The organism is Shewanella sedimentimangrovi (genome assembly GCF_017354965.1).
Classification (GTDB): domain Bacteria; phylum Pseudomonadota; class Gammaproteobacteria; order Enterobacterales; family Shewanellaceae; genus Shewanella; species Shewanella cyperi.
Window position 1 is genome coordinate 3,583,020 of sequence record NZ_CP071502.1, and the last position, 23,412, is coordinate 3,606,431.

Here is a 23,412-nt window from a genome sequence, read left to right on the forward strand (position 1 = left end):
CCCAGCCATGGCGCAAAATGCAGATGCAATGAACGAACTTCACTGGCTCATCGATATGGTGCAAACCATAGAGGTGGGGCTGGTGGTGCTGGACAGAAATTTCAATATCCAGCTGTGGAACGGTTTTATGGAAAACCACAGTGGCATCTCCCCCAATGCCATCAAGGGTTGCAACCTGTTCGAGCAATTTCCCAACCTGCCCGCCAACTGGCTGAAGCAGAAGATGGAGTCGGTGTTCCTGCTGAAAAACCGCGCCTTTATCAGCTGGGAACAAAGGCCCTTTGTGTTCAAGTTCAAAAACTATCGCCCCATTACCGGTCGGGCCGAGTTCATGTACCAGAACGTTACCCTGTTGCCGCTGGCATCGCTGACGGGTCAGGTGACTCATCTGAGCATGATTGTTTATGACGTGACCGACATCGCCATCAACAAGCTGCAACTCAAGGCCGCCAACACCCAGCTGGAACACCTGAGCCAGACAGACGGCCTGACCCAGCTGTTCAACCGGCGCCACTGGCAGCAGTGCATGAACCACGAGTATGAACGCTTCTCCCGCTACGGCGATTCCGCCAGTCTGGTGATGTTCGACATAGATCACTTCAAACGGGTTAATGACACCTATGGCCATATGGCCGGTGACAAGGTCATCCAGCACATAGCCCATATCCTCAGCCAGTCGCTGCGGGAAACCGATTGCGCCGGCCGTTATGGCGGCGAAGAATTTGCCGTGGTGATGTCCAACACCCGCGCCCGGGATGCCTGGCATTTCACCGAGCGGCTGCGGACCCGCATCGCCGCCAGCCCGATCCAGTTCGAAGGCCAGAGCATACAGGTCACCATCAGCCTGGGCATAGCCGAGGTAGGGGATCCCGTGGATAGTGCCTCCATGTGGCTGTCCAATGCCGACCATGCCCTGTACCAGGCCAAGCAGGAAGGGCGTAACCGCTCTATCATCTTTGAGGAATAGCAGCTTTGAGGAATAGCCGGCTGACGGCCAGCTGCGAAGAACCAATAAAAAAAGCCCATCAAAGATGGGCTTTTTTTATTGAATTTTGTCTATCAGTCGCGGGGAAAACCGTCGTCGTCGAGATCATCCTCGTCTTCTTCATCGAGGTCATCTTCGTCACCCATGAAATAGGTGCCCCAACCGTCGTATTCCACCTTTTGCTTCTCGGCCAATTGCAGCAATTGCTCACTGGCCTTGTCCAGCAGCGCCAGGTCCAGCTTGTGGCTGGCGATGGCATCGAAGCAGAAGATGGTCATGCCGTCATCCAGCTCCATTTCTTCGGCATCGTTCACTTCAAAGCCCAGTTTGAAGGCATCCACGGCGGCCTTTTCCAGGCGGTCAAAGTTGGTGCTGGAAAAATGATGTTCAATCACATACTCGGCATCGGGATCGGAACCATCGTCGAGCAGCGCTTTGACTATCTCGCGATTCTCTTCCAACTGCTCCTTTAACTGACGTTCAATCGACATTGGCTGTCTCCACCTTGGCTGGGCTTACGGGCACAGTGCTGCCCCTGATAGTGCGCGAGTATAACACGGCCTTTTCAGGCGCGCTGCATCAGGCTGGCCGCCTCCTGATTGAGTGCTTCCAGTTTGGCCGCCATGGCCGCATGGATGCGCTCCGACAGCGCCTTCACATGGGAACGGTCGAGTCCCTGGGTCTCAATGGGGTCCATCATCTCGATGATCACCACACCATTGTTCCAGCGGTTAAGATTGATGTGACACTGATTGGAGGCCAGCACCGGCACCATGGGCACACCTGCGGCGATGGCGGTGTGGAAAGCGCCGGCCTTGAAGGGCAGCAAACCGCGGCCGCGGGAGCGGGTACCCTCGGGGAAAATCCACACCGACAGGCACTTGTCTTTAATCTTGCGTACCGTGTTGGCCATGGTTTCAAAAGCCCGGCTGCGGTTGTTACGCTCAATCAGAATATTGCCGGACAGCCAATAGATTTGGCCGAACAGCGGCATCCAGGCCAGGCTCTTCTTGCCCAGACTCACAGTGCCACGGGGCACGGCGGCGGTATGGGTAAAAATATCGTAATTATTCTGATGGTTGGCGAGATAGATGCAGGGTTCACTACCGGCAGCCGTTGAACGGCGAACAATAAGTTTCACCCCCAATACCGGGGCCGCGGCGGAGAACCACCTGGCGAACATATGTACATTGTCGCGGTGCCTTGGACGCACCAGGCAGGCGAGACTGCCGACCACGAAAACCAATAGCAACAACAGGGCCAACAACAGGGATCTGGCGATTAACAGCACGACGCACTCCGGTGAAAATAACGGCGACAGTATAGCCACAGCGCTGCTGCAGCTCAAACACTATGTTTACACTTGTACGCCGTAATTTTTAATCCATCTATCTATCAACAACTTGTCCTAGTCGATGATATTTTCAGTGCCGGGGGAGCCCCGCTTGCCATGGCTGGCGATGCGGAAAACGAAGGCACACAGGGCCAGGGTCGCCACTATGGCGGCACCGCTGGGCAGATCCAAACTGGCAGACAACACCAACCCAAGCAGGTAACCCGCCAGGCCGACACCATAGGCCAGCGCCAGGGCATAGCGCCCCTGGTAACGGTTAAGGGCCAGGGCCGGCAGTATCAGGGTGCTGAACACCAGGTATACCCCCACCAGCTCCACCGACAGGGTAATCACCAGGGCAAACAGCAGGTAGAAGGCTGCGCCATCGAGCACCCTGGGTTTGGCGGCAATCAGCGCCAGCACCAGCACAGACACCAGGGCCGGCAGCATCAACTGCTCCCAGCTGACCCAGAGAATTTGCCCGGACATCAGCTGCTTGAGCAACTCGGCGCCGTGGGGATCGTTTGACAGCAGCAACATGGCCGCCACCGCCGCCAGCACGTAAAAGCAACCTATCATGGCCTCAAGCTCACCCACCAGGCGTTTCGACAGCCAGGCGATCAGCCCGGCGCCGGCCAGGGCAAACAGCGCCGGCATCCACATGTGGACAAAGGGCAAGTGTTCCAGATCTTCATTGAGATGGGCCACTATGGCGCCAAGGGCCGCCACCTGGGCTATGGCCAGATCGATGAAGATAATGCCGCGCTTGAGCACCTGCTTGCCAAGCACCACGTGGGTGGAGATAACCAACACCCCCGCCGCCAGCGCCGGCAACAGGATGCCGAGCAATTCCATATCCATGTCACTTGCCTCCGAGCAACAGCGCCAGGACGTTGTCGTAGAGACCGAAGAGGTCCTGACTCTGGTCGTTGGCACCCACAGAGGCGGGCAAGATCAGCACAGGCACCCCGGTCTTGTCGGACAACCAGTGGGCACCGCGCTCGTCCTGATAGGAAGCGACCACTATGGCCAGGATGTCACCGGCCTTGGCCCGCTCCACCAGGCTTGCCAGGTGACCACTGGTGGGTGGCAGACCGGGCTTGGGCTCCAGATCGGCCACCTGGCTTATGCCGAGCCAGTTGAACAGGTAGCGAAATGTGGTGTGGTAGGCGATCACCTTCTTACCCTTGAGCGGCTCGGCCTGGGCCTGCCAGCGCGTGGTGGCGGCCTGCCAGCGGGCGGCGAAGTTGGCATGGGCGGCCTCGTAGTCGGCGGCCGTTTCCGGGTCCAGTTGCTTGAGCCTGTCACTGAATGCCCGCGCCACTGTCAGCATCCTGTGGGGATCAAACTGCAGGTGGGGATTACCCTTGGTATGGACGTCGCCCATGCTGCGATCAACACTGGCCAGCTTGTCCAGGGTCTCCACCTGGTCGGCACCGAAGAACAGACCATCACTGCCCTCGCGCACCGCGGCATTGGCGGATTTCATCTGCAACATGGGCAGCCAGCCAATTTCCAGATCGGCACCGGCACAGGCAACCAGATCCGCCTGGCGCATCTTGGCAATCAGGCTGGGACGTGCCTGCACCTGATGGGGATCCTGCATCGCCGTGGTGGCGGTATAGATCTTGGCGCCGGGCGCCAGTTCCCTGGCCAGGGCGCCATACTCGGGTTCACAGGCAAAGATATTCAGGGCGGCCATCGCCATTGAGCTGTGGCCGAATGACAGGGCCAGCAGGGCCCCAAGCAGTTTAGAATTGATGCGCACCGTGGGCCCCCAGAGACATAACATATTGCAAAGTGAGAATATTATCGTCGCTTAACGCGTCGAAGTGGGTTCCTTGCTGATGGGTATATTGCAACCTCACAGTGGAGAAATGACTGTGGTGCCAGGCCAGGCTCAGCTCGGTTTCCTTGAGCTTTTGCAACTGCTCTTCTTCCAGATCCACCGCATCCAGCTCGCCATAACGGGCCGCCACTGACCAGCTTGGGCTCAACTGGTAGGCACCGCTCAGATACCAGCCCTGATGGTAGTCCCTGAGATCCGGCTCTGCATCCTGAATACCGCTGACACGGAAGTATTCGCCGCTCAATGTCAGATGGCGGTACTTGTAGTTCCCCTGTGGAGCCCACTTGTAAACAAAGGCGGCACTCAGGGTATTTTCCCCTGTGTAACCGGCACTGTGCTGATGGCCGCCATGGTCATCTTCGGCGACTGCCTCTTCTTGGTGTGGTCCGGCGCTGCCGTTGCGGTTATGCAGATAGCTCAGTCCCAGCAGCCAGGAGCTGGATTCATCAAAGTCGCCCCCCAGCTTGGTGAACGCGGTCAACACCCCCAGCTCATCAAACTCCCGCAGACCGGTTTCGTCCTCCGCCCTCAGGCTTTCACCCTTGAAGGCTTCCAGGCCCATGCTCCAGTAAAGCTCGGTCGGCGCCAGATAATCCAGACGCACACCGTCATCAAAATAGTGGCCGCCGAGGAAGGCGCGATAGGCCACAGGTCTGTCGCTGAAGCTGTCCGTGTGCAGATGCTGGTTGTTCAGATAGCCAATGTCCGACATGAAACGTCCGGCACGGACCGAGAAGCCCTCGGGCAGTGCCAGGGTCTGGATAAAGGCTTCTTCCAGGTTAAGCTCACCGTCTTCAAACACGGCGGTGGCCTTGCCATAGAACATGTCATCTATGCTGGCGCTCAATGCCAGCTCGGTTTCGCCCAGACCAAAACCCTCTTCGCGCTCGGCCATGGGGCGCTCGGCCGTCTGATAATAGCCGTCTAGCACCAGGCTCAGTGCCGGGTTGGATAAAGAAGGATCCGCCGCCAATGCGGCCGAAGAGATAACACCTGTGGTTAACAGACCCGCGTGGGCAATAGCAAAACGCATACAAACTCCTGAATGCTGTCGCGCCGGCTGCAAAAGTGCATCCGGCAGAAAATCATGATGAATTTAAGCTTTCAGGCGTGTCGCGGTGGCCCCTGGCCATAGTTAAAGTAACCGGGAACGGTATGCAGTCCGGGGGTAAGGCTGCTGTGGCGAACGGGAACAAAATGGCTTACCGGCAGTTCGGGTAACTTGCCCGGTAAGAGTTTATTCAGCTGCTGCTGGTGAACACACGAGGTACAGTGGTTGTTGATACCACCGTCCATATGTTGCAGGCTGTGAACAGCGGCAAACACGGACAACAGCGCCAATGTGACTGCCAGCCACATCGCTATTAATCTGTTGTTTTTAAGTGCCATGTTCACCCAAGGAACTCCCGTAATCCGTCCCGTACTGCGGAAAATCGCCTAGAGTGTAAGACAGCACGGCGCCGCAGACAACCGGACAATAACTTCGACATTGGTTACAGAATGTGACTAGCGGGATTAATCTTGCCTTAAGGCCTTCGACTTAGGATAGGGTCATAACCACGGGCACTTTGCCATAGGAGCATCAAAAATGGGGCAATTTATTAAGAACAATCTGGGGCTGATCCTGGTGACCGCGCTGATTTTCGGCGGGATCTGCGGCGGCATCTGGTATGTGGAGCACAGTCTGGAGTCTCAGGAAAGGGTGCTGGATTAAAGCGCCCTTCCCTCAGCCGCGCCCCGGACGTTGGCCCTAGCGGTATTTTTGCCGTTCGTGGCTGTCATCCGGCTTGGCGGGCGGCGCCTCCACCACCTTGAGCTGATCCATCAGGTGAACGCACAGCAGGGCTATCAGACACAGTATCGCCAGCAAAGTCCCTCCCTGACGCCAGGATTCCTGCCACCAGGCCACTGAGGCCGACACCAGCCCCAGATAGAAACTGCCCAGCTTCAGGCTGGCCATTACAGGACTGCGCCCCAGCCAGGCACCGCAGTGTGGGCATTGGATCTGGGCCTTGAGCCCCTTTCCGCGCTGATGACTGATGGCGCTGACGCGCAGGGCTTTATGGCAATGACTGCAGATCATTGAATCACTCTTGGGGCCGTAACGATAAAAGAGTGCCGATTCTAGGCCCATTCCCCTTTGGGCGCAAAAATTCCACCCGATTTTTGCCGCAAGTTTTACACAAGAGCAGATTGCGGCTTATGATCTGCTGACTACTTCATGGAGAAGACTATTGAAAATGAAGCGCATTTTGTCCTCTTTATTCCTGCTTGGCCTGAGCCTTGGCGCCTTGGCCGACACAGCGGATAGCCAACATCAATTGCAGCTTCTGCAAAGCGGCATAGAAACCGAACTGCAGGAGCTGAAACAGGCCAAAGGTGAGTTGCTGGCCATAGGCGAATACCGGATATCCACCAAGACCCAGGCGCTGTTTACCCAACTGGCCAGGGAGATGGAACAGGGTGCCGAAGAAAAGCTCTGGCTGTTGCCCCTTATCCGTCAACAGCTGGTATTGGCCAAGCGCAGCCAGGATTATTTGGACAGCCAAATAAAACAACTGGGACAAAACCTGGGAAAGGAACAGGGGGCTCAGGCCTTGCTGGCTATCGCCCGGCGTGAAAGCCAACGGGATGAACTGCTGCAGCGTGAGTGGCAGCTGCTGGGCTGGGGCAAACAGTTGGGCATGGACACCTCATCTCAAGTGGCGGAGCTGGGACAAAGGCTCAGCGATCGCGGCGACCGCTTGGACAGCCTGCTGAAATACACTCAGGACGCCCTGCAGCAAGCCACGGCGGAAGCCCGGGCCGCCGGCAAGGATGTCAGCGCCGAACAAACGGCCAGACTGGCAGAATTGCGCCAGCGTCTGGCCGAAAACAGCGCCAGCCTCAATGCCACTGTGGCCCTGATTGATGAGTTGGGCATGGACAGTGCGGAGCTGAAGAAGACCCTGTTCAGTGTCTCCGGCGACATCACCCAGGACGTGCTCAATCTCGACGTGGCCTCGGGACTGGCCCGGCAATGGTTTGGCAATGCCGAATCCCAACTGCTGGAAAACGGCCCCAGGCTGATGTTCAAGCTGTTTATCTTCGTGCTTATCCTGGCCATTGCCAGCCTCGCCGGCAAGCTGGTGAAACAGGCGGTGCGCCGCACCGTCAGTAATTCCAAGCTCAACTTCAGCCGCCTGTTGCAGGACTTCTTTACCTCCCTGTCGTCCAAGGCGGTATTTACCCTGGGTCTGCTGATCGCCCTGTCGCAGCTGGGTTTCGAACTGGGCCCCTTGCTGGCGGGTTTCGGGATCGCCGGTGTCATCATAGGTTTTGCACTGCAGGACACCCTGTCCAACTTCGCCTCGGGGATGATGATCCTGATTTACCGTCCCTATGACGTGGGCGATCTCATCACAGCCGCCGGTGTCACGGGGCGGGTCAGCCATATGAGCCTGGTGTCCACCACGGTCAAAACCCTCGACAACCAGCGACTTATCATCCCCAATAACAAGATCTGGGGCGACACCATCAACAACATCACCGCCGAGCGCCATCGCCGCATCGACATGACCTTTGGTATCAGCTACAGCGACAACATAGAACACGCCGAAACCATACTCAGCGACATAGTGCAGCACCATCCCAAGGTGCTGGACACCCCTGAGCCCAAGGTGCGGCTGCATCTGTTGGGTGAATCTTCTGTGGATTTCGTGGTGCGGCCATGGGTAAAACCGGACGATTACTGGGAGGTCTACTGGGACATTACCAAGGCGGTGAAGATGCGCTTCGACGCCGAGGGCATTACCATCCCCTTCCCCCAGCGCGATGTGCATTTTTACAGAAATAAATAGCATCGCAGCAAATAGCATCGCAGCGAAAAAACAGCAGCAAACAAGCTCGACACTATTAAGCAACAAGGCACCCACAGGGTGCCTTGTTTTTACCTTAGGCCAGACCCACTATCTGGCCGTCATCATCTATGTCTATGGCCAGGTAGCCGGGCTTGGGCCCCAGCCCCGGCATGGTCATCACGTTGCCGGTCAGCACAGTGATAAAGCCGGCACCGGCACTGACACGCAGCCTTCTCACCGGCAGCTCAAAACCGCGGGGAGCGCCCTTGAGCGCCGGGTCGTGGCTGATGGACAGGGGGGTCTTCGCCATGCACAGGGGTAATTTATCGAGTCCCAGACGGGTCAACTCGGCAAGATCCGCATCGGCCTCGGGAGACATCAGTACCCCGGCGGCCCCGTAGCGCTCGGCCAGGGTCATCAGCTTGGCACCGAAACTGTCATCGGCGCTGTAAAGTTGCTTGAATTCAGACTGTTGCGCTGTGGCCTTGAGCACCACGGCAGCCAGGGCCGCGGCCCCTTCGGCGCCGAGGCTGAAGGCATCGCTGATTTCACAGCCGAAGGCGCCTGCCGCCAGGGCTTGCTCCTTGAGCCACAGCAGTTCCTGCTGGGCATCCTCGGCAAAATGGTTGATAGCCACCACAGCAGGAATGCCATAGCCCTGCACGTTACTGATGTGCCAAGCCAGATTGGCAAAACCGGCCTCAAGTTTTTCCTGGGATGAGGCCTCATCCCCCAGACCCGAGTTGGCCTTGAGCGCCCTCAAGGTCACCACCAGCACGGCGGCGGCGGGGCGTTCGCCGGACTGGCGACACTTGATGTTGCAGAATTTCTCGAATCCCATGTCCGAGCCGAAGCCCCCCTCTGTGACCACAAAATCGGCGTGGGCCAGGGCGATGCGGTCGGCAATGATGGAAGAGTTGCCATGGGCTATGTTGGCGAAGGGACCGGCATGGACCAGGCAGGGCGCGCCGCTGAGGGTTTGCATCAGGGTAGGTTCAATGGCATCACGCATGATGGCGGTCATGGCACCGGCCACCCCCAAATCCTCGGCGCTGACGGGCTTGCCGTCGACGTCGAGCGCCAACAACACCTGACCTATGCGCTTACGCATATCCTTGAGATCCCGGCACAGGGCCAGAATCGCCATCAGTTCCGAGGCCGCCGTGATATCAAAGCCGTTTTCGTGTTCCGGGCCGTTACCCTGCCCCAGGCCCACCTGAATTTGTCTGAGCGCCCTGTCGTTGTGATCCACCACCCGGCGCCACAGGATCCGCTCAGGGTCTATGTTCAGGCGCTTCAAACCGGTCTGACGTTCAAAGCGCTCGCCCATGCGGGTCTCGTGGTGCAGGCGGGCATCGATGGCCGCGGCCGCCAGGTTGTGGGCGCTGGTGACGGCATGGATATCCCCTGTCATGTGCAGGTTCAAATCCTCCATGGGCACCACTTGGGAGAAACCGCCACCGGCGGCACCACCCTTGACCCCGAATACGGGCCCCAGGCTCGGCTGACGGATGCAGGCGCACACTTTCTGTCCCAGATGTTGCAGCCCCTGGGTCACACCTATGGTGGTGACCGTCTTGCCCTCACCAAAGGGCGTTGGCGTGACGGCGGTAACCACCACCAATTTGCCACGGGGGCGATCAGTCTGTTCTGGGATTGCGGATAGGGAAACTTTGGCTTTATGGCTACCATAAAGTCGCCACTGGTTTGGTGTCAGCCCCAGGCGGGCGGCAATATCGGCCAGGGGTTGCAGGCTTGCTGAGCGCGAAATATCCATGTCTGAGCGCATATCGGGATCTCCGGATTATTATTTTTTTGTATTGGGGTACAGCGATGCCTCATCCTAGGGGATCTCGGGAACCTGTGGCAGAGGGGGAAATGGCTTAAACAGCGTTTCCTGAATCCAGGTCAATTTCTCAGCAATTATTCTTGATTATTAAGTTCGGTGCTTGCACTTGGCCAGCAAGGGCAAAACCATGCCATCCACCAACAGGAGTCATCTATGTCACACACCTCTCTGATCATGTCCGACTTTGCCGCCGGCTTTTGGCGCCTCGCCGATTGGGGCCTGGACGGGCAAGCCCGTCTGACCCTGATTGAGCAGTACCTGGAGCTGGGGGTGGTAACCATGGATCACGCCGACATCTACGGCAACTACAGCTGCGAGCGCCTGTTCGGTGAGGCCCTGGCCCTGGCACCTGGCCTGAGGAGCAAGCTGCAGCTGGTAAGCAAGTGTGGCATCAAGCCGGCGCTGGCCGGCGACAGCAGCCGCTATGTCAATCACTATGACACCTCAAAGGCACACATCATCGCCAGCGCCGAGCGCTCGCTGCAGTTGCTGGGAACCGATTGGCTGGATCTGTTGCTGATCCACAGACCCGATCCCCTGATGGATGCCGACGAGATGGCCGAGGCCTTTGTGCAGCTCAGGGACAGTGGCAAGGTGCGCCATTTCGGGGTATCCAACTTCACCCCGGCCCAGTTTGAACTGTTGCAATCGCGGCTGGCGTTCCCACTGCAGACCAACCAGGTGGAACTGTCGCCGCTGATGATGCACACCCTCTCCGACGGCACCCTGGATTTATGCCAGCAAAGACGCATTCGCCCCATGGCCTGGTCCTGCCTGGGTGGCGGCGCCCTGTTCAGCGGTGACAGCCCCAAGGCCGGCCGCTTGCGGGTGGAGCTGCAGCGCCTGATGCAGGAAACCGGCGCCAGGGACATGGCCCAGCTCATCTATGCCTGGGTGCGCATGCACCCCAGCCGCCCCATCCCCATCATAGGCAGCGGCAATATTGAGCGGATCCGCTCGGCCCTGGCCTCAACGGCGATTCAGCTGGACCGCCAGCAGTGGTTCAGCATCTGGCAGGCGGCCATGGGCCACAAGGTGCCTTAGGAGTGCCTTAGAGCAAAAGTACCTTAGAGCAAGAGTGCCTTGATGAAGGCATAAAAAAGCCGGCAATGATGCCGGCTTTTTTAATGCGGTCGCTAACTCCGGGTTAATCGAGAAAGTGCAGCTCGCCGCTCAGGTGTGGCCTGCGGCCCTTCTGATCTCTGAGTTCAAACCTAACCCCTTCGGCCATGGGCTCGGCGGCAAAGCTGACCTCGGCGGGCATAAACAGCGGCAGCTTGAAGCTGACATCCAGGGTGCAGGGACGCTGACCTATCTTGTCCATCAGGGCAGCGGTGCAGCGCGCCTTGGACCACATGCCGTGTGCCAACACGCGATCGAAGCCGAAGCGCTTGGACAACAGCGGATGCAGGTGGATCAAGTTGTAATCGCCGGAAGCCTTGGCATAGCGACGACCGAGATCTTCGCCGAGCTGCCAGTGCTGGGGCTGATCCCAGGCCATGTCATTGCCCTTGGGCGGACGGGCGCGGCGACCGGCTGACTCCATGCGGTACAGGTATACCGAATGGGCTTCCCACACCAGCTCATCACCCACATAGGCCTTGGACACCAGCTCAAACTCCAGACCGGCATCGGTCAGCTCGCTGTGGGTCAGGGCGCAGTCAAGACGATAGGCCTCGCTGATCTTCAAGGGGCGATAACGGCTGATGCGGTTTTTCAGGTGGATCATTCCCAGCAGAGGGAAGGTAATGGCCTGGTGGGTAAAGATCACCGCATGCAGACGGAAGGCCATCACATACAGGTAGGTGAGCGGCAGATGTTCACCATCAAATTCGAAACCGCAAACCTCGGCATACTGGGCCACCTTGTCGGCGGACAGGGTTTGGGGCGCACAGCTCACCTCAATCTGTGGCAGGCTTTGGCCATCCCAGCCCGGCTTGCGGCCGAAAAAAATCTTGCGGTACAGAGAAAACAGCGATGGCATCGCTTTCAATTCCACACTGTGTTTCATAGCTTACCCATAGTTAAATAACACCTGTTAAACAGCATCCAAAAGTCACAAAGGCCCCGAAGGAAGCCGGGAATTATACCCTGATTCATGCGGCTTTGTATCCCCAGCCATTTTCATGTTGCACATGCTTGTTATCAAATGAATTTTTTAAATACCGGCAGCCAATTACCCGCTCCCAATAGCCACTGATATCAGAGGCAGATGCCAAATTCGGGTACTTATGCCACACTAGCGCCCCAAACCTGGCTTTGCGTACTTTCAATGCAGGATAAAAACTTCGACTCACTGGCGGGCAAGTTCGCCAAAAACATTTACGGCACCCCCAAGGGGGAGATCCGCGCCGCCGTGTTGTGGCGTGACTTGCAAACGGTGCTGACGCCCTATGGCGACCGCAAATTGCGGATACTCGATGCCGGTGGCGGCTTTGGCTTTTTCAGCCAGAAGCTGGCGGCCCTGGGCCATGAAGTGGTGCTGTGCGACATTTCCGCCGAGATGCTGGCAAGTGCCGAGGCGCAGATAGCCGCGAACCCGGTGCCACTCAACATACGTCTGGTTCACGGTCCATTGCAGGCCCTTAACCTGACGGAGCACGGCCAGTTTGACCTCATTTTGTGCCACGCCGTAGTGGAGTGGTTGGCGGATGCCAAGAGCGCCCTTGAGGGGTTGCTGCAATTGTTGAAACCGGCCGGGCTGCTGTCGCTGATGTTTTTCAATCTCGATGCCATGCGTTTCCATGCCCTGGTGTCCGGCAATTTCGATTATGTGCGGGCCGACTTCAAGATTAAGAAAAAAGTGCGCCTGACCCCCACCCATCCCCTGCCTGTGGCCCAGGTGCGGGACTGGTTCAGCGAATGGCAGCTGCAAACCCAACGCGAATCCGGGGTGCGGGTGATACATGATTATCTGAAGAAAAGCCTGCCGCCGGAGTTCAGCCAGCAGGACTTGCTGGAAATGGAACTGCGCTATTCCACCGAGCCAGTCTATGTGCCACTCGGCCGTTACGTGCATTTCATCGGCCAAAAACCACAGGACTAATCGAACAGCTCCACGCTGTCCGGTGCCGGTTCGGCCGCCTGGCGGGTCACGCCGCGCAGGTACCTGGCTTCTTCGGTCTCGATTTGGCGGATACCTTCTATGGCCAAACGCTTTACCCTGACCTTGCCGCTTTGGGGATGCAGCAGCACCTTGCGCGGCCAGGGACCACCGAGATCTTCGGCCTGCACTTCGATTCCCTCCATGGCCAGATAATTGCGAACAAAATCGATATTGGACTGGCCCACATTGAGCACTGACATGCGCCCCAGGCTGGCGCCACCGAAGATTTTGGCCTGCAGGCGACTCTTGAGGCCACCGACACTGAGTATGCTGTTGATCAGCTGCTCCATGGCCCAGTTGCCATAGCGACAGGAGTAACTGGTCAGCTGGTGCCAATCCTCATGCAGGGCGCGCTCGGGTAACAAAAAATGATTCAGGCCGCCTATGCCCATCAGCGGATCCCAGATACAGGCCGCCACACAGGAACCCAGGCGGGTATAGATGAGTTCATCCTGATTGCTGATGTAGTACTCCCCGGGATCGACCCGCGCCACCCAGGACTGCTGCTCATTGTCCCAATATCTGGGGGTGCGTTCAAAGCCGGGGTATGCATGCTGTCGAGAATCCAGCACCATCCCGCCTCCTTGGCTGACTTGCTTCCCCCAGTATAGCCGGACCTATTGCAGCTGCATGGTGCCCGGCATTATGCGGCAGGGGTTGGCGGCGCAGATATCGAAATGCCCCTCAAGCGCTATGCCCTGTCTGGCCAACCAGTAAGGCAGGCTCTCATCCCCCAGCAAATGTGCCGCACCCACCACCACAAACAAATGCTCCGGGGTATCCTCCGCCGCGAGCATCCCCATCAGAGTGTCGGCCATTTTGCGATTGCGGTCGGTCAGCAGCAGCTGATGCAGCCTGGCGTCATCCGCGCCCATACCCTCATCCAGCAAGGCTTGCAGGGTTTGGGCATCCCCCCGGCGCCAACTGGCGATCATGGTGCTGATTTGCTCATCCCCCATGGCCAGGGCCTCATCGACCATGGACCACTGGGTCTCCGGCGGCAGGCCATGCATCAGTTTGAACTGGAAGTCGATGCTTTCCAGCTCGAGGATTTGCTTGTCGCCGTGGCGCTCAAGCAGATACTGGTCGACACCATACTGGGCCTCCAGCCCCGCCGCCGCAAAACGCATCAGGGTGATCTGGGTCGCCTGCAACCAGGGACTCATGGCCGCCAGCTGACTGCACACCTGGGCCTTGTCCCGGCAGAATAACGCCAAGGCGGCACCGGTTGCCTTATCTGGAGGCGTCGGGTGCATGGCGTATTGACGCAGCAGCGCCGCCATATCTGTCTGTGGATTGGTGACATCGGCCTCCACCACAAGGGCCCCGGCCTGCTCAAATGCCAGCGACACCGCCTTTGGTAAGGGGTAAAAATCCGCCTGGCCCACATGGATGGAGCCGAGCAGGTGTACCGTTTTGCCCTGATAGCTGAAACTGAAAAACGGCGGTTTGTCGTCGACGGCTGCCCACGCTATGTGCCCCGTCAACAACATCAAGACAAAACCCCAGACCAAGCGACTTGTTGCCATCATCCTTGCCTCTTATAATCCTGAAAAATTTTCATTGGATAGCCCTTATGCCATACACCAAGGTGATTGAGCAACTGACCGATAATCTGCAACTGGCTTATCGCCAGGCCATAGATGCAGACAATACTCTGGATGAATTAAAGAAGGCCGGCCATGGCAAATTCTCCTATGTGTTTACCGCAGAGGAAGGCTTCAGCACCCGCAGCAACCGTTTTCAGCCCTATATCCAGGAGCTGGCGGAAGAGCTGAATACCCTCAAGCAGGCCCCCACCCCGGAGCGACTGGAATCCATGGTGCGCAAGCTGGGACTGCTGCTGCAAACCCTGCAGGCCCTCAAAAGCCACAATAAGTAAGCGTCATATTAGTGTCATCGTTTCGCCATAGACTGCCCCAAACTTTCGTAGGAGCAACCCATGGCCGCAGCGGCACAACAGACAGCACTGGCGCAGATTGTCGAGCAACGCACCATCAATGCCTTGTTTCAGCCAATTTTCGATATTGCCGCCAACAAGGTACACGGTTATGAAGCACTGACCCGCGGCCCCAGGGACTCCTGTTTGCACTCTCCGGTGGAGCTGTTTCGCACCGCAGAGCTGTGCGGTCGCCTCAGTGAACTGGAAACCCTGTGCCGGCAAATTTCGGTGGAACAGTTTGCCCGGCGCCAGTTGCCCGGCAAGCTGTTTATCAATATCTCGCCCAAGGCGCTGCTGGATCCCGATCATCCCAAGGGCAAAACCCTGGCGCTGCTGCAGCAGCTGGGGATCCCGCCCTCAGAGGTGGTGATTGAATTATCGGAGCAACACCCCGCAGACGACATAGATCTGCTTAAGGCCTGCCTGCACAGGTACAGGGATCAGGGATTTCTGACCGCCATCGACGATCTGGGTGCCGGCTATTCCGGCCTCAGACTCTGGTCCGAACTGGCGCCCGACTATGTCAAAATCGACCGCCACTTTATCCACGAAATAGATAAGTACCCGGTCAAACAGGAGTTTGTCCGCTCCATAGTCGAGCTGTGCCAGAGTCTGACCTGCAAGGTGATCGCCGAAGGCATAGAGACAGAGCAGGAACTGCTGATCCTCAAGCAACTGGGGATCATTTATTGCCAGGGTTTCCTGCTGGGCAAACCTGAACTGCACCCCAATCGCAGTTTGCAAAGCCGGCTGCTCCCCTCCCATCAACCTGCACCCCACAGGTACAGTGAAACCGCCGAGAGTTTGTGCTGCAACGCGGTCACAGTGAGCGCCGAAACCCGCCTCAAGCTTGTGGGTGAGCGTTTCAGCGCCGAACCGACACTGCAGGCCGTGGTGGTGCAGGCGCAGGATAAACCCGTAGGTATTATCAGCCGCGCCAGCCTGCTGGAGCTGTTCAGCACCCCCTATGGCCGGGCGCTGCACGAAAACCACAGGGTGTCCGAAGTCATGGATACCCAGGTGCCGCGCATTGAAGCCGGCGCACCACTGTCCATGGTCAGTCAATTGCTGACCGCCGACAGCGAATCCCAGATGGCTCAGCAATTTATCATCATGCGCCAGGGTAAGTTATTGGGTATAGGCCATACCAAGGATCTGCTGGCGAGGATCACCGAGTACCGCATCAAGATGGCCCGCCATGCCAATCCCCTGACCGATTTGCCCGGCAATGTGCCCATTCAGGAGGAGTTGCAGCGTTTACAGCGGCAGCGCCGGCCTTTTTATCTGGGTTATTTCGACCTGAACCATTTCAAGCCCTACAACGATGTCTATGGTTTTTGTCGCGGCGATGAGGTGATTTGTGAGGTGGCCAGCCTGTTATCTCGTTTCCAGGGACCGGATTGTTTTATTGGCCATATTGGCGGCGATGACTTTGTGATGATAGCCACCGACCAGCGCATGCTCGACTGGTCGAGGGAAGTATTGCTGGCGTTTAATGGCAGGCGGGAATCCTTCTACCAGGCGGAGCACTGGCATTCCCAGGCCATGCCCGGACAAGATAGGGATGGCATGCCAGGGCAGCTACCGTTAATCAGCCTCAGCGTCGGCATTCTCAGCCCCAGGCACAGCTTCAATGCCAGCGAGCACGAACTGTCGCTGCTGAGTGCCAGGGCAAAAAAACAGGCAAAACTCGCCATGGACGGGTTTTGCCTGCTGGATGACAGACCGGCGCTGCTGAGTGCTTAGCGGTTACTCGGGCAGTACCAGATCCTTGGAGACCCACTGGGTCAACAGCCGCACCTCATGCATAAAGGGGCGGTCGTTGTAATTTCGTATGTCATTCATAAAATTCATGTTGATGAGCTTTTCATCGCCGGCGGCGATCACCTGATCCTTATCCAGCAAGCGGTAACTGAAGCTGATCCGCGGTGGATAGACCTCTTTGACTATGCGCAAATCCGTGGTGGTTGCGCCAAAGGTCGGCCGCATATCACCGGCCATGTCCAGATCCGTCACCGTCAGTTCCAGCTTCTGTTCCGGTTTGAAACGTTTCTGCGCACTCTTGTCCAGTTCCTTGGTCAGGGTCTCAAACAGCCGCTGTTCAAAGCGGGACTGCAACTCACCACTGGACTCTATATCCCTGAATTTTTTGGGTTCCTGCCAGGTAATCTTGACAATTCCCTGTTCGGTGACCGGATTTTCCATCGCCTCATCGGCCGCCACAGCCGCGCCCGCAAGCATGCATCCAGCCACGAGTGTCATTAATTTACGCATCTCAGCCTCCTTGGGTACCAGTATCTGCCTTCAACCCGGGTTATCCGGCAGTTCCCCTGCTTAACACCGGTTCAGCAATCATTCGCCACAGCAATTGCAACTTACTATTTTAGTTGATATTGAACGAAAATAGTTCAGCCGCCAATGGTGACAATTTGTATCAGCCATGAGCGTCTTGTATCAGCCATGAGCGGCGACAGGGGCGCCGGCTAGAAAGGAAACATGGCCGCCAGACGTGGATATTGCCGCCGCAAATCTTTGGGCCTGTTACTGAACTGCTTACCGGCGGGCTTGGCCTGGCCGGAGGGCACAAAGGGCAGCTCGTGACCGGTCCGCTCCTCATAGAGTTGACCGGCAATCAGATCATAATCTTCCACAAACGGATAAGCGTATTCGTCCATCAAGGGCCAGGCCTCAAGTGCCGCCAGGGAGTCAGGATCGACCAGGGCCGCCTCGAAACGCGCCTGCCCCAGGGAAATCAGAAAACAACGGAACTCGGCAAAGCCATAGTCTGTGTCACAGCCGGTGATCACATAGGCGGCGCCCCACAGATCCCAGTGGTAGCAGCGCCGCATCTGCTGGCCGAACCATTTATCAAAGGCCGCCAACTCTTCATTACCCAAATCCTGCAATCGGGTCCGCAGCTGTGCCGCCAGCGAGCCCTGGTCCTGCCCGGGGGAGGTCCGGGTTACCCACTGCCAATAAAGCTCTTCAGTCATACTTGTCACCTGTTATTGAACCGCGCCATTTTACACCGCTCTGGACTCAGCCCCAGGCTTTTTCTACACTTGGCCATCGCAAATTGACCGGAAATGTCCCATGTTCAAGGCCCCGCTGCCATTACGCCTGTTAATCCTGTTGTATTTATTGCTGAGCATCGCGGCCCTGGCCCGCAGCATCAGCACGGGCGCGCTGGACCTCTTCACCCTGGGGGTCATACCCGTCGTGGTCGGCTTATTGCTGCGCACCGCCTGGTCTGAGGTGGTGCTGAAGCTTTACATTGCCATCCAAACCCTGGGTTTTGCCGCCTTCGGCGTCACCGCCATCCTGGCACTGCAAATCACGCCACAGGATGTAAAAGTGGAGCTGTTGGGATATCAGCCGCCATTTGCCGCCGTCGTCCTCTGCATTATCGGCTTGTTGGCTTACCAATATTGGGTCGCGTTTTCGGCCTCAACCAAAGCCTATTTGCGCCGCATTCCACAACAGGAATAGGCGGATTCTGTTGTCAAATTGTTATCCCTGGGGTAGTTTGCTGCCAGATACAGCAGACACAGAAGCAGTAGTATGAGCCACCTGTCCCCCAGTGAATTGTCCATCCTTTTGGTGGAACCTTCAGATACTCAACGTAAAATCATCATTTCCCGCCTGCAGCAGGAAGGGGTGCACGCCATCAGCACAGCCGCATCCCTGGCCGAAGCCAGGGAATCCCTGTTGCGCCACAAGCCGGATCTCGTTGCCAGTGCCATGCATTATGCCGATGGCGATGCTCTGGAATTGCTCGACTGGGTCAAGGGCAATCGTGAATATCAGGAAGTGCAGTTTATGCTGGTCTCAAGCGAGTGGCGGCAGGAACAGCTGGAGATTTTCCGCCAGTCCGGTGTGGTCGCCATCCTGCCCAAGCCCTTCAGCAAGGACCACCTGGGCAAGGCCCTCAATGCCACCATAGATTTGCTCAGTCACGATGAACTGGATCTCAGCCACTATGATGTGCAGGATCTCAGGGTACTGGTGGTGGATGACAGCCGCATGGCCCGTAATCATATCCGTCGCACCATCAGCAATCTGGGCATGCGCCAGATAGTCGAAGCCGCAGACGGTGCCGAAGCCATAGCCCTGATGCAGGAGCAAATGTTTGATCTGGTGATTACCGACTACAACATGCCCAGCGTCGATGGTTTGGCCCTGACCCAATTTATCCGCAACCAAAGCCAACAGTCGCACATTCCCATCCTCATGGTGTCTTCCGAGGCCAACGAGGCCCATTTGAGCAACGTGGCCCAGGCCGGCGTCAACGCCCTGTGCGATAAGCCATTTGAGCCCCAATGGGTGAAGAAAATCCTCTATACCCTGCTCGAAGATCAGCACTGAGGTCAAAAAAGTAAAAAATTTGCACCAATACCGGATTTTGACCGGTTTGAAAACTTCCCAAAAGCCAATCCCTGTGGCATGTTAGGCGGGTTTTACAACAATAAATCACGGAAAGAAGAGAACTGTCATATGAACAAAGCTGAACTGATCGCCAAGATTGCCGAGCAAGCTGAATTGAGCAAGGCCGATGCGGCACGTGCGCTGAAATCCTTTGAAGAAGCGGTAACCGAAGCCATGAAGAATGGCGACAAAATCTCCATCGTGGGTTTTGGTTCATTTGAAACCTCCACCCGCGCCGCCCGCACCGGTCGCAACCCACAGACCGGCAAAGAGATCCAGATCCCAGCGGCAACCATTCCCAAGTTCAAGGCCGGTAAGGCTCTGCGCGACAGCGTGAACTAAGACTGAGTTCAGTAAAAAAAGCCTCCAATCGGAGGCTTTTTTATTGGTGCCATATCCGCCCTCGCTGCACAAAAAGCGTGCATCGGCTGCGTCATACTGGGGCAATATCCACAGCCAAGCCAAAAGCCAATATTGTAACATTCTGTATTAATGAGCTTTATTTAAATGGCACAAGATTGGCAATCGTAGCTACAGTAATAAACACCAAGTGCCGTCACCCAAAGAGGTGTGCAGTCCGGCCTCCAAAACAATTGAAGGGGATGAGAATGAAGAAACTGTTGAGCCAATTTGCCTTGCTGGGTCTGACCTCACTCGCCATGGCGCCAGCCATGGCCACATTTGAGGGCAACATAGGCGTCAGTTCCAATTACCTGTGGCGCGGCGTCACCCAAACCCAGGACGGCGTCGCCGTCGATGGTGGCGTGGATTACAGTCATGAGTCCGGCTTCTATGTTGGCACCTGGGCTTCCAGCGTTGATTTTGGTGATGACACCAGCTTTGAGCTGGACTTTTATGGCGGCTATGCCGGCAGCTTCGCCGAAGACTTCAGCTATGATGTGGGTTACCTGTTGTACGCCTATCCCGACGCCGAGGGTGACATAGACTTCGGTGAACTCTATGCCTCTTTGGGTTGGAAGTGGTTCACCCTGAAATACGCCCAGTTTATCCACGCCGGTGACGATGTAACTCCCGATGAACTCGACAACACCGACATGAAATACCTGACCGCCGATGTCAGCATTCCCCTGAGTGACAGCCTGTCAGTGGGCGCCCATTACGGCTATGCGGATGGGGAAGTCAATCAGGCCTGGTACGCCGTGTCCCACTACAGTGAGTATTCCCTGTCATTGAGCAAGGAGACCAACATAGGCACAGTGAGCTTTATCCTGGCGGACACAGATCTGCCGGGCGATGATGCCAAGCTGGTACTGAAATACTCCTACGGCTTCGAGCTGTAACGCCCCAGGAATAATGTCGCCTGACCTACATAACAAAAAAACCAGGCGGCTATTTTAGGCAACATAACTTCGGCCGCCTTTACGGGCGGCCAACATTTTTTCAATGTATTCAACTATGGGCTCGGCCACCTGAATACCCGTGGTTTGTTCTATGCCCTCAATACCCGGCGCAGAATTGACCTCCAGCACCAGAGGACCGCGACTGGAACGCAGTATATCCACCCCAGCCACACACAGGCCCATGGCTTTCACCGCGGCCACCGCTGTTTTGCGCTCCAGTGGCGTGATCTTCACTTTCTGGGCACTGCCGCCCAGATGCAGGTTGGAGCGAAAATCTCCCTCGGGGCCGGTGCGTTGCATGGCCGCCACCACCTTATCGCCGACCACAAAACAGCGGATATCGCTGCCATTGGCCTCCTTGATAAACTCCTGCACCATAATGTTGGCCTTGAGCCCCAAAAAGGCCTCGATCACGCTTTCGGCCGCCTTGCGGGTCTCGGCCAGCACCACCCCAATGCCCTGGGTGCCTTCGAGCAATTTAATCACCAGTGGCGTACCGCCCACCATGTTGATCAAGTCGGGAATATCATCGGGCTTGTTGGCAAAACCGGTCACCGGCATACCTATGCCCTTGCGCGACAGCAGCTGCAGCGCCCTGAGTTTGTCGCGGGAGCGGGCGATGGAGATGGAATCATTGGCGGCAAAGACCCCCATCATCTCAAACTGACGCACCACGGCGCAGCCATAGAAGGTCACACTGGCATGAATTCTGGGAATAATGGCATCCAACCCCAGCACTTCCTGGCCTTCCAGGTGAATGCTGGGCTTGATTGAATTGATGTTCATGTAACAGTTGATGGGATTGATCACCAGGGCCTCGTGGCCCCGGTTGTGGCAGGCTTCCAGCAAGCGACGGGTGGAATACAACTCGGGGAACTGCGACAGCACGCCTATTTTCATCGTTTGGAGTACCAATAAAGGTTTGAAAAGCCTGCCCCATTAAGGGCACCAAACGCAAATTTTTGTCCATCGGCCCGAGTTTGGCAAGTGAAGTTCAGTGACGCGGCAGACACAACAGGGGACGAACCAGTTTTTGCTCAAATTCTTCCACCGTCAGCGGCTTGCTATACAGATAGCCCTGCAACAGATCGCAACCTCTGTCACGGCAGAATTTGGCCTGCTCCTCGGTTTCTATGCCTTCGGCCACGGCAATGACATCAAAACCCCGGGCAAAGTTGATGAGGGCCGACAATAAGCGACAACCCTTTTCGTCCTTGCCGACGGTGGCCACAAAACTCTTGTCAATTTTCAGCACCTGAATCGGAAAATGCCGCAGATGCTCAAGCGAAGAGAAGCCGGTACCAAAGTCATCCAGGGCCAGTGTCACCCCCAGGGCGACCACCTGTTCCAGTTCCCTGGCCAATTGTTTGGGCTCTTCTATCAGGGCATTTTCGGTAATTTCCAACTCAAGCAATTGCGGCGGCAGGCCACTTAAGTCGAGGGCCCCCTTAATTTTGTCGCTCAGGGACTCACCGCCTATCTGGGATGCCGACAGGTTGATTGCCACGGGCAAGGCCTGGCCTGAATCAGCGAGCAGCAACTGCCAGGTTCGGGTCTGTTTAAGGGCCGTGTAGAGCACCCAGTTGCCTATGTCCTCCATCATGCCGATTTCCTCGGCAACCGGCAGAAAGGCATCGGGGCCCAGGAGGCCATCTTCGGGATGCATCCAGCGCAGCAGTGCCTCCATCCCCATCAAACGCCCGCTGACGGCATCGAACTTACCCTGGTAATACAGCCGTAATTCATTATTTTTTATTGCCTTTTTAAGGCCTTGTTCAATGCGGTTGCGCTGCCGCACTTCCCTGTCCAACTCTTCCGAATAAAATTGAACCTGGTTGCGGCCCAGTTTTTTTGCCCTGTACATGGCAATATCGGCGCACTTGAGCAGCTCAGATGCCGAATCAGCGGACTCCCCATACATGGCTATTCCCAGACTGGCGCTGATCATGATTTCGGTTTCGCCGATGTGGAAGGAATCTTCAAAGGCCTTCAGCAGGCGCTTGGCCAGACTGAGGGGAAAATAACGTCCTTGCTGCTCTGTCACCAACACCACAAACTCATCCCCACCTATGCGGGCGATAAGATCGCTCTCCCGTACCACCTTGCTGAGGCGGCTGGCGACTTCCACCAGCAAAATGTCGCCCATCTGGTGCCCCAGGGTGTCATTGATACCCTTGAAATCATCAAGATCGAGCAGGATCACCGCCAATATATCTCCCTGACGTTTAACCTGGTTCAAGGCCCGGTTAAGACAAAGCTCAAAGCCATAACGGTTCACCAGTTTGGTCAGGGAGTCGTGCTCGGCCAGTTCCTTTAATTTTTCATGACTGATACGCAGTGCCTGGGCCATGGCACTGCGCTGTTTGGCATTGCGGATGGAGCGGGTCAGGCGCCCGGACGTCACTTCATCCTTGAGCAAAAAATCCTGGGCCCCCAATTCGATGCAGCGCTCGGCCAGACGGTCATCTTCATAACGGCTGATCATTACCACGGCAGTCTGGTCACGGGCGGCACGGTTAAGGTGGGTTAAGACCTCCAGTCCATTGGCATCCGGCAGCAGGTAGTCCAGTAAAATACCGTCGAAGTGACGCCGCGCGGCCATGTCCAGTCCATCCTTGGCACAATTGGCCTCGGTCACGTGAAAACGATGCACAGATTGGCCCAGCGCTCGCACTATGGCTTCTCTATCGACCTCATCATCATCGATCAGCAAGAGTCTCATG

Annotated in this window: 26 protein-coding genes; 11 read left to right on the forward strand and 15 right to left on the reverse strand. The window is 56.8% G+C overall.

Annotated elements, in window-relative coordinates; genetic code table 11:
• Positions 1-7: 7 nt before the first annotated feature.
• Positions 8-967, forward strand: a complete 960-nt coding sequence (locus JYB85_RS15960; RefSeq protein WP_207380080.1) for a GGDEF domain-containing protein — start codon at positions 8-10, stop codon at positions 965-967.
• A 92-nt stretch (positions 968-1,059) separates the two neighbouring features.
• Here the strand turns inward: JYB85_RS15960 and rraB are convergent, their stop codons facing one another.
• The 6 genes from rraB to JYB85_RS15990 form a co-directional block, all read right to left on the reverse strand.
• A complete protein-coding gene (rraB, locus tag JYB85_RS15965) occupies positions 1,060-1,476 on the reverse strand; it encodes a ribonuclease E inhibitor RraB (RefSeq protein ID WP_207380081.1) in 417 nt (138 codons plus the stop codon).
• Between the two features lie 74 nt (positions 1,477-1,550).
• Positions 1,551-2,276: a 1-acylglycerol-3-phosphate O-acyltransferase gene (locus JYB85_RS15970; protein ID WP_207380082.1), complete on the reverse strand. Its 726-nt coding sequence runs from the start codon at positions 2,274-2,276 to the stop codon at positions 1,551-1,553.
• A 117-nt stretch (positions 2,277-2,393) separates the two neighbouring features.
• Complete coding sequence (locus tag JYB85_RS15975; RefSeq protein ID WP_207380083.1) at positions 2,394-3,179, reverse strand: metal ABC transporter permease; 786 nt, start codon at positions 3,177-3,179, stop codon at positions 2,394-2,396.
• A 1-nt stretch (position 3,180) separates the two neighbouring features.
• Positions 3,181-4,086 (reverse strand): metal ABC transporter solute-binding protein, Zn/Mn family, encoded by a 906-nt coding sequence (locus tag JYB85_RS15980; RefSeq protein WP_207380084.1) that lies wholly within the window; start codon positions 4,084-4,086, stop codon positions 3,181-3,183.
• The gene (locus JYB85_RS15985) at positions 4,070-5,200 is read right to left on the reverse strand and encodes a hypothetical protein (protein ID WP_207380085.1); all 1,131 of its coding nucleotides are present in this window, start codon (positions 5,198-5,200) and stop codon (positions 4,070-4,072) included. Before JYB85_RS15985 ends, JYB85_RS15980 begins: the two co-directional genes overlap by 17 nt.
• Before the next feature lie 71 nt (positions 5,201-5,271).
• Positions 5,272-5,526 carry a hypothetical protein gene (locus JYB85_RS15990; protein ID WP_207380086.1) on the reverse strand — a complete coding sequence of 85 codons (255 nt, stop codon included), beginning with the start codon at positions 5,524-5,526 and terminating at the stop codon, positions 5,272-5,274.
• A 229-nt stretch (positions 5,527-5,755) separates the two neighbouring features.
• On the opposite strand from JYB85_RS15990, the gene JYB85_RS19040 reads away from it, so the two are divergent.
• Positions 5,756-5,881, forward strand: a complete 126-nt coding sequence (locus JYB85_RS19040; protein ID WP_266097105.1) for a hypothetical protein — start codon at positions 5,756-5,758, stop codon at positions 5,879-5,881.
• Between the two features lie 36 nt (positions 5,882-5,917).
• Here the strand turns inward: JYB85_RS19040 and JYB85_RS15995 are convergent, their stop codons facing one another.
• Entirely contained in the window at positions 5,918-6,250 is a 333-nt protein-coding gene (locus JYB85_RS15995) for a hypothetical protein (RefSeq protein WP_207380087.1), read from the reverse strand.
• Between the two features lie 157 nt (positions 6,251-6,407).
• On the opposite strand from JYB85_RS15995, the gene JYB85_RS16000 reads away from it, so the two are divergent.
• Positions 6,408-8,006: a mechanosensitive ion channel domain-containing protein gene (locus JYB85_RS16000; protein ID WP_207380088.1), complete on the forward strand. Its 1,599-nt coding sequence runs from the start codon at positions 6,408-6,410 to the stop codon at positions 8,004-8,006.
• A 94-nt stretch (positions 8,007-8,100) separates the two neighbouring features.
• Here the strand turns inward: JYB85_RS16000 and JYB85_RS16005 are convergent, their stop codons facing one another.
• A complete protein-coding gene (locus JYB85_RS16005) occupies positions 8,101-9,795 on the reverse strand; it encodes a formate--tetrahydrofolate ligase (RefSeq protein ID WP_207380089.1) in 1,695 nt (564 codons plus the stop codon).
• A gap of 213 nt (positions 9,796-10,008) precedes the next feature.
• On the opposite strand from JYB85_RS16005, the gene JYB85_RS16010 reads away from it, so the two are divergent.
• Positions 10,009-10,899, forward strand: a complete 891-nt coding sequence (locus tag JYB85_RS16010; protein ID WP_207380090.1) for an aldo/keto reductase — start codon at positions 10,009-10,011, stop codon at positions 10,897-10,899.
• 103 nt (positions 10,900-11,002) lie between these two features.
• On the opposite strand, the gene JYB85_RS16015 is transcribed toward JYB85_RS16010, so the two are convergent.
• Positions 11,003-11,839 carry a MaoC family dehydratase gene (locus tag JYB85_RS16015; RefSeq protein WP_407695900.1) on the reverse strand — a complete coding sequence of 279 codons (837 nt, stop codon included), beginning with the start codon at positions 11,837-11,839 and terminating at the stop codon, positions 11,003-11,005.
• Positions 11,840-12,127: 288 nt separating this feature from the next.
• On the opposite strand from JYB85_RS16015, the gene JYB85_RS16020 reads away from it, so the two are divergent.
• Entirely contained in the window at positions 12,128-12,901 is a 774-nt protein-coding gene (locus tag JYB85_RS16020) for a methyltransferase domain-containing protein (protein WP_207380091.1), read from the forward strand.
• Here the strand turns inward: JYB85_RS16020 and JYB85_RS16025 are convergent.
• Both JYB85_RS16025 and JYB85_RS16030 read right to left on the reverse strand, forming a co-directional pair.
• Positions 12,898-13,536 (reverse strand): chemoreceptor glutamine deamidase CheD, encoded by a 639-nt coding sequence (locus JYB85_RS16025; RefSeq protein WP_207380092.1) that lies wholly within the window; start codon positions 13,534-13,536, stop codon positions 12,898-12,900. The genes JYB85_RS16020 and JYB85_RS16025 overlap by 4 nt on opposite strands.
• 42 nt (positions 13,537-13,578) lie before the next feature.
• Positions 13,579-14,493, reverse strand: coding sequence for a TraB/GumN family protein (locus JYB85_RS16030; RefSeq protein WP_207380093.1), 915 nt, complete (start codon positions 14,491-14,493; stop codon positions 13,579-13,581).
• A 44-nt stretch (positions 14,494-14,537) separates the two neighbouring features.
• Between JYB85_RS16030 and JYB85_RS16035 the strand changes: the two genes are divergently transcribed.
• Entirely contained in the window at positions 14,538-14,843 is a 306-nt protein-coding gene (locus JYB85_RS16035; RefSeq protein WP_207320940.1) for a prephenate dehydrogenase, read from the forward strand.
• Between the two features lie 60 nt (positions 14,844-14,903).
• Positions 14,904-16,649, forward strand: coding sequence for a GGDEF domain-containing protein (locus JYB85_RS16040; RefSeq protein WP_207380094.1), 1,746 nt, complete (start codon positions 14,904-14,906; stop codon positions 16,647-16,649).
• Positions 16,650-16,652: 3 nt separating this feature from the next.
• On the opposite strand, the gene JYB85_RS16045 is transcribed toward JYB85_RS16040, so the two are convergent.
• Together JYB85_RS16045 and JYB85_RS16050 are read right to left on the reverse strand one after the other, a co-directional pair.
• On the reverse strand, positions 16,653-17,177 hold the full coding sequence (locus JYB85_RS16045) for a DUF3016 domain-containing protein (RefSeq protein ID WP_207380095.1): 525 nt from the start codon (positions 17,175-17,177) through the stop codon (positions 16,653-16,655).
• A gap of 209 nt (positions 17,178-17,386) precedes the next feature.
• The gene (locus tag JYB85_RS16050; protein WP_207380096.1) at positions 17,387-17,896 is read right to left on the reverse strand and encodes a DUF4240 domain-containing protein; all 510 of its coding nucleotides are present in this window, start codon (positions 17,894-17,896) and stop codon (positions 17,387-17,389) included.
• Positions 17,897-17,996: 100 nt separating this feature from the next.
• On the opposite strand from JYB85_RS16050, the gene JYB85_RS16055 reads away from it, so the two are divergent.
• The 4 genes from JYB85_RS16055 to JYB85_RS16070 all read left to right on the forward strand — a co-directional run bounded on the left by JYB85_RS16055 (position 17,997) and on the right by JYB85_RS16070 (position 20,629).
• On the forward strand, positions 17,997-18,392 hold the full coding sequence (locus JYB85_RS16055) for a hypothetical protein (RefSeq protein WP_207380097.1): 396 nt from the start codon (positions 17,997-17,999) through the stop codon (positions 18,390-18,392).
• A gap of 72 nt (positions 18,393-18,464) precedes the next feature.
• On the forward strand, positions 18,465-19,268 hold the full coding sequence (locus JYB85_RS16060) for a response regulator (protein WP_207324696.1): 804 nt from the start codon (positions 18,465-18,467) through the stop codon (positions 19,266-19,268).
• Between the two features lie 129 nt (positions 19,269-19,397).
• The gene (locus JYB85_RS16065; RefSeq protein ID WP_207320946.1) at positions 19,398-19,670 is read left to right on the forward strand and encodes an HU family DNA-binding protein; all 273 of its coding nucleotides are present in this window, start codon (positions 19,398-19,400) and stop codon (positions 19,668-19,670) included.
• Positions 19,671-19,936: 266 nt separating this feature from the next.
• Entirely contained in the window at positions 19,937-20,629 is a 693-nt protein-coding gene (locus JYB85_RS16070) for a TorF family putative porin (protein WP_207380098.1), read from the forward strand.
• 54 nt (positions 20,630-20,683) lie between these two features.
• On the opposite strand, the gene rimK is transcribed toward JYB85_RS16070, so the two are convergent.
• Together rimK and JYB85_RS16080 are read right to left on the reverse strand one after the other, a co-directional pair.
• Positions 20,684-21,589 carry a 30S ribosomal protein S6--L-glutamate ligase gene (gene rimK / locus JYB85_RS16075; RefSeq protein WP_207380099.1) on the reverse strand — a complete coding sequence of 302 codons (906 nt, stop codon included), beginning with the start codon at positions 21,587-21,589 and terminating at the stop codon, positions 20,684-20,686.
• A 94-nt stretch (positions 21,590-21,683) separates the two neighbouring features.
• Positions 21,684-23,411, reverse strand: a complete 1,728-nt coding sequence (locus JYB85_RS16080; protein WP_207380100.1) for a putative bifunctional diguanylate cyclase/phosphodiesterase — start codon at positions 23,409-23,411, stop codon at positions 21,684-21,686.
• Position 23,412 lies beyond the last annotated feature (1 nt).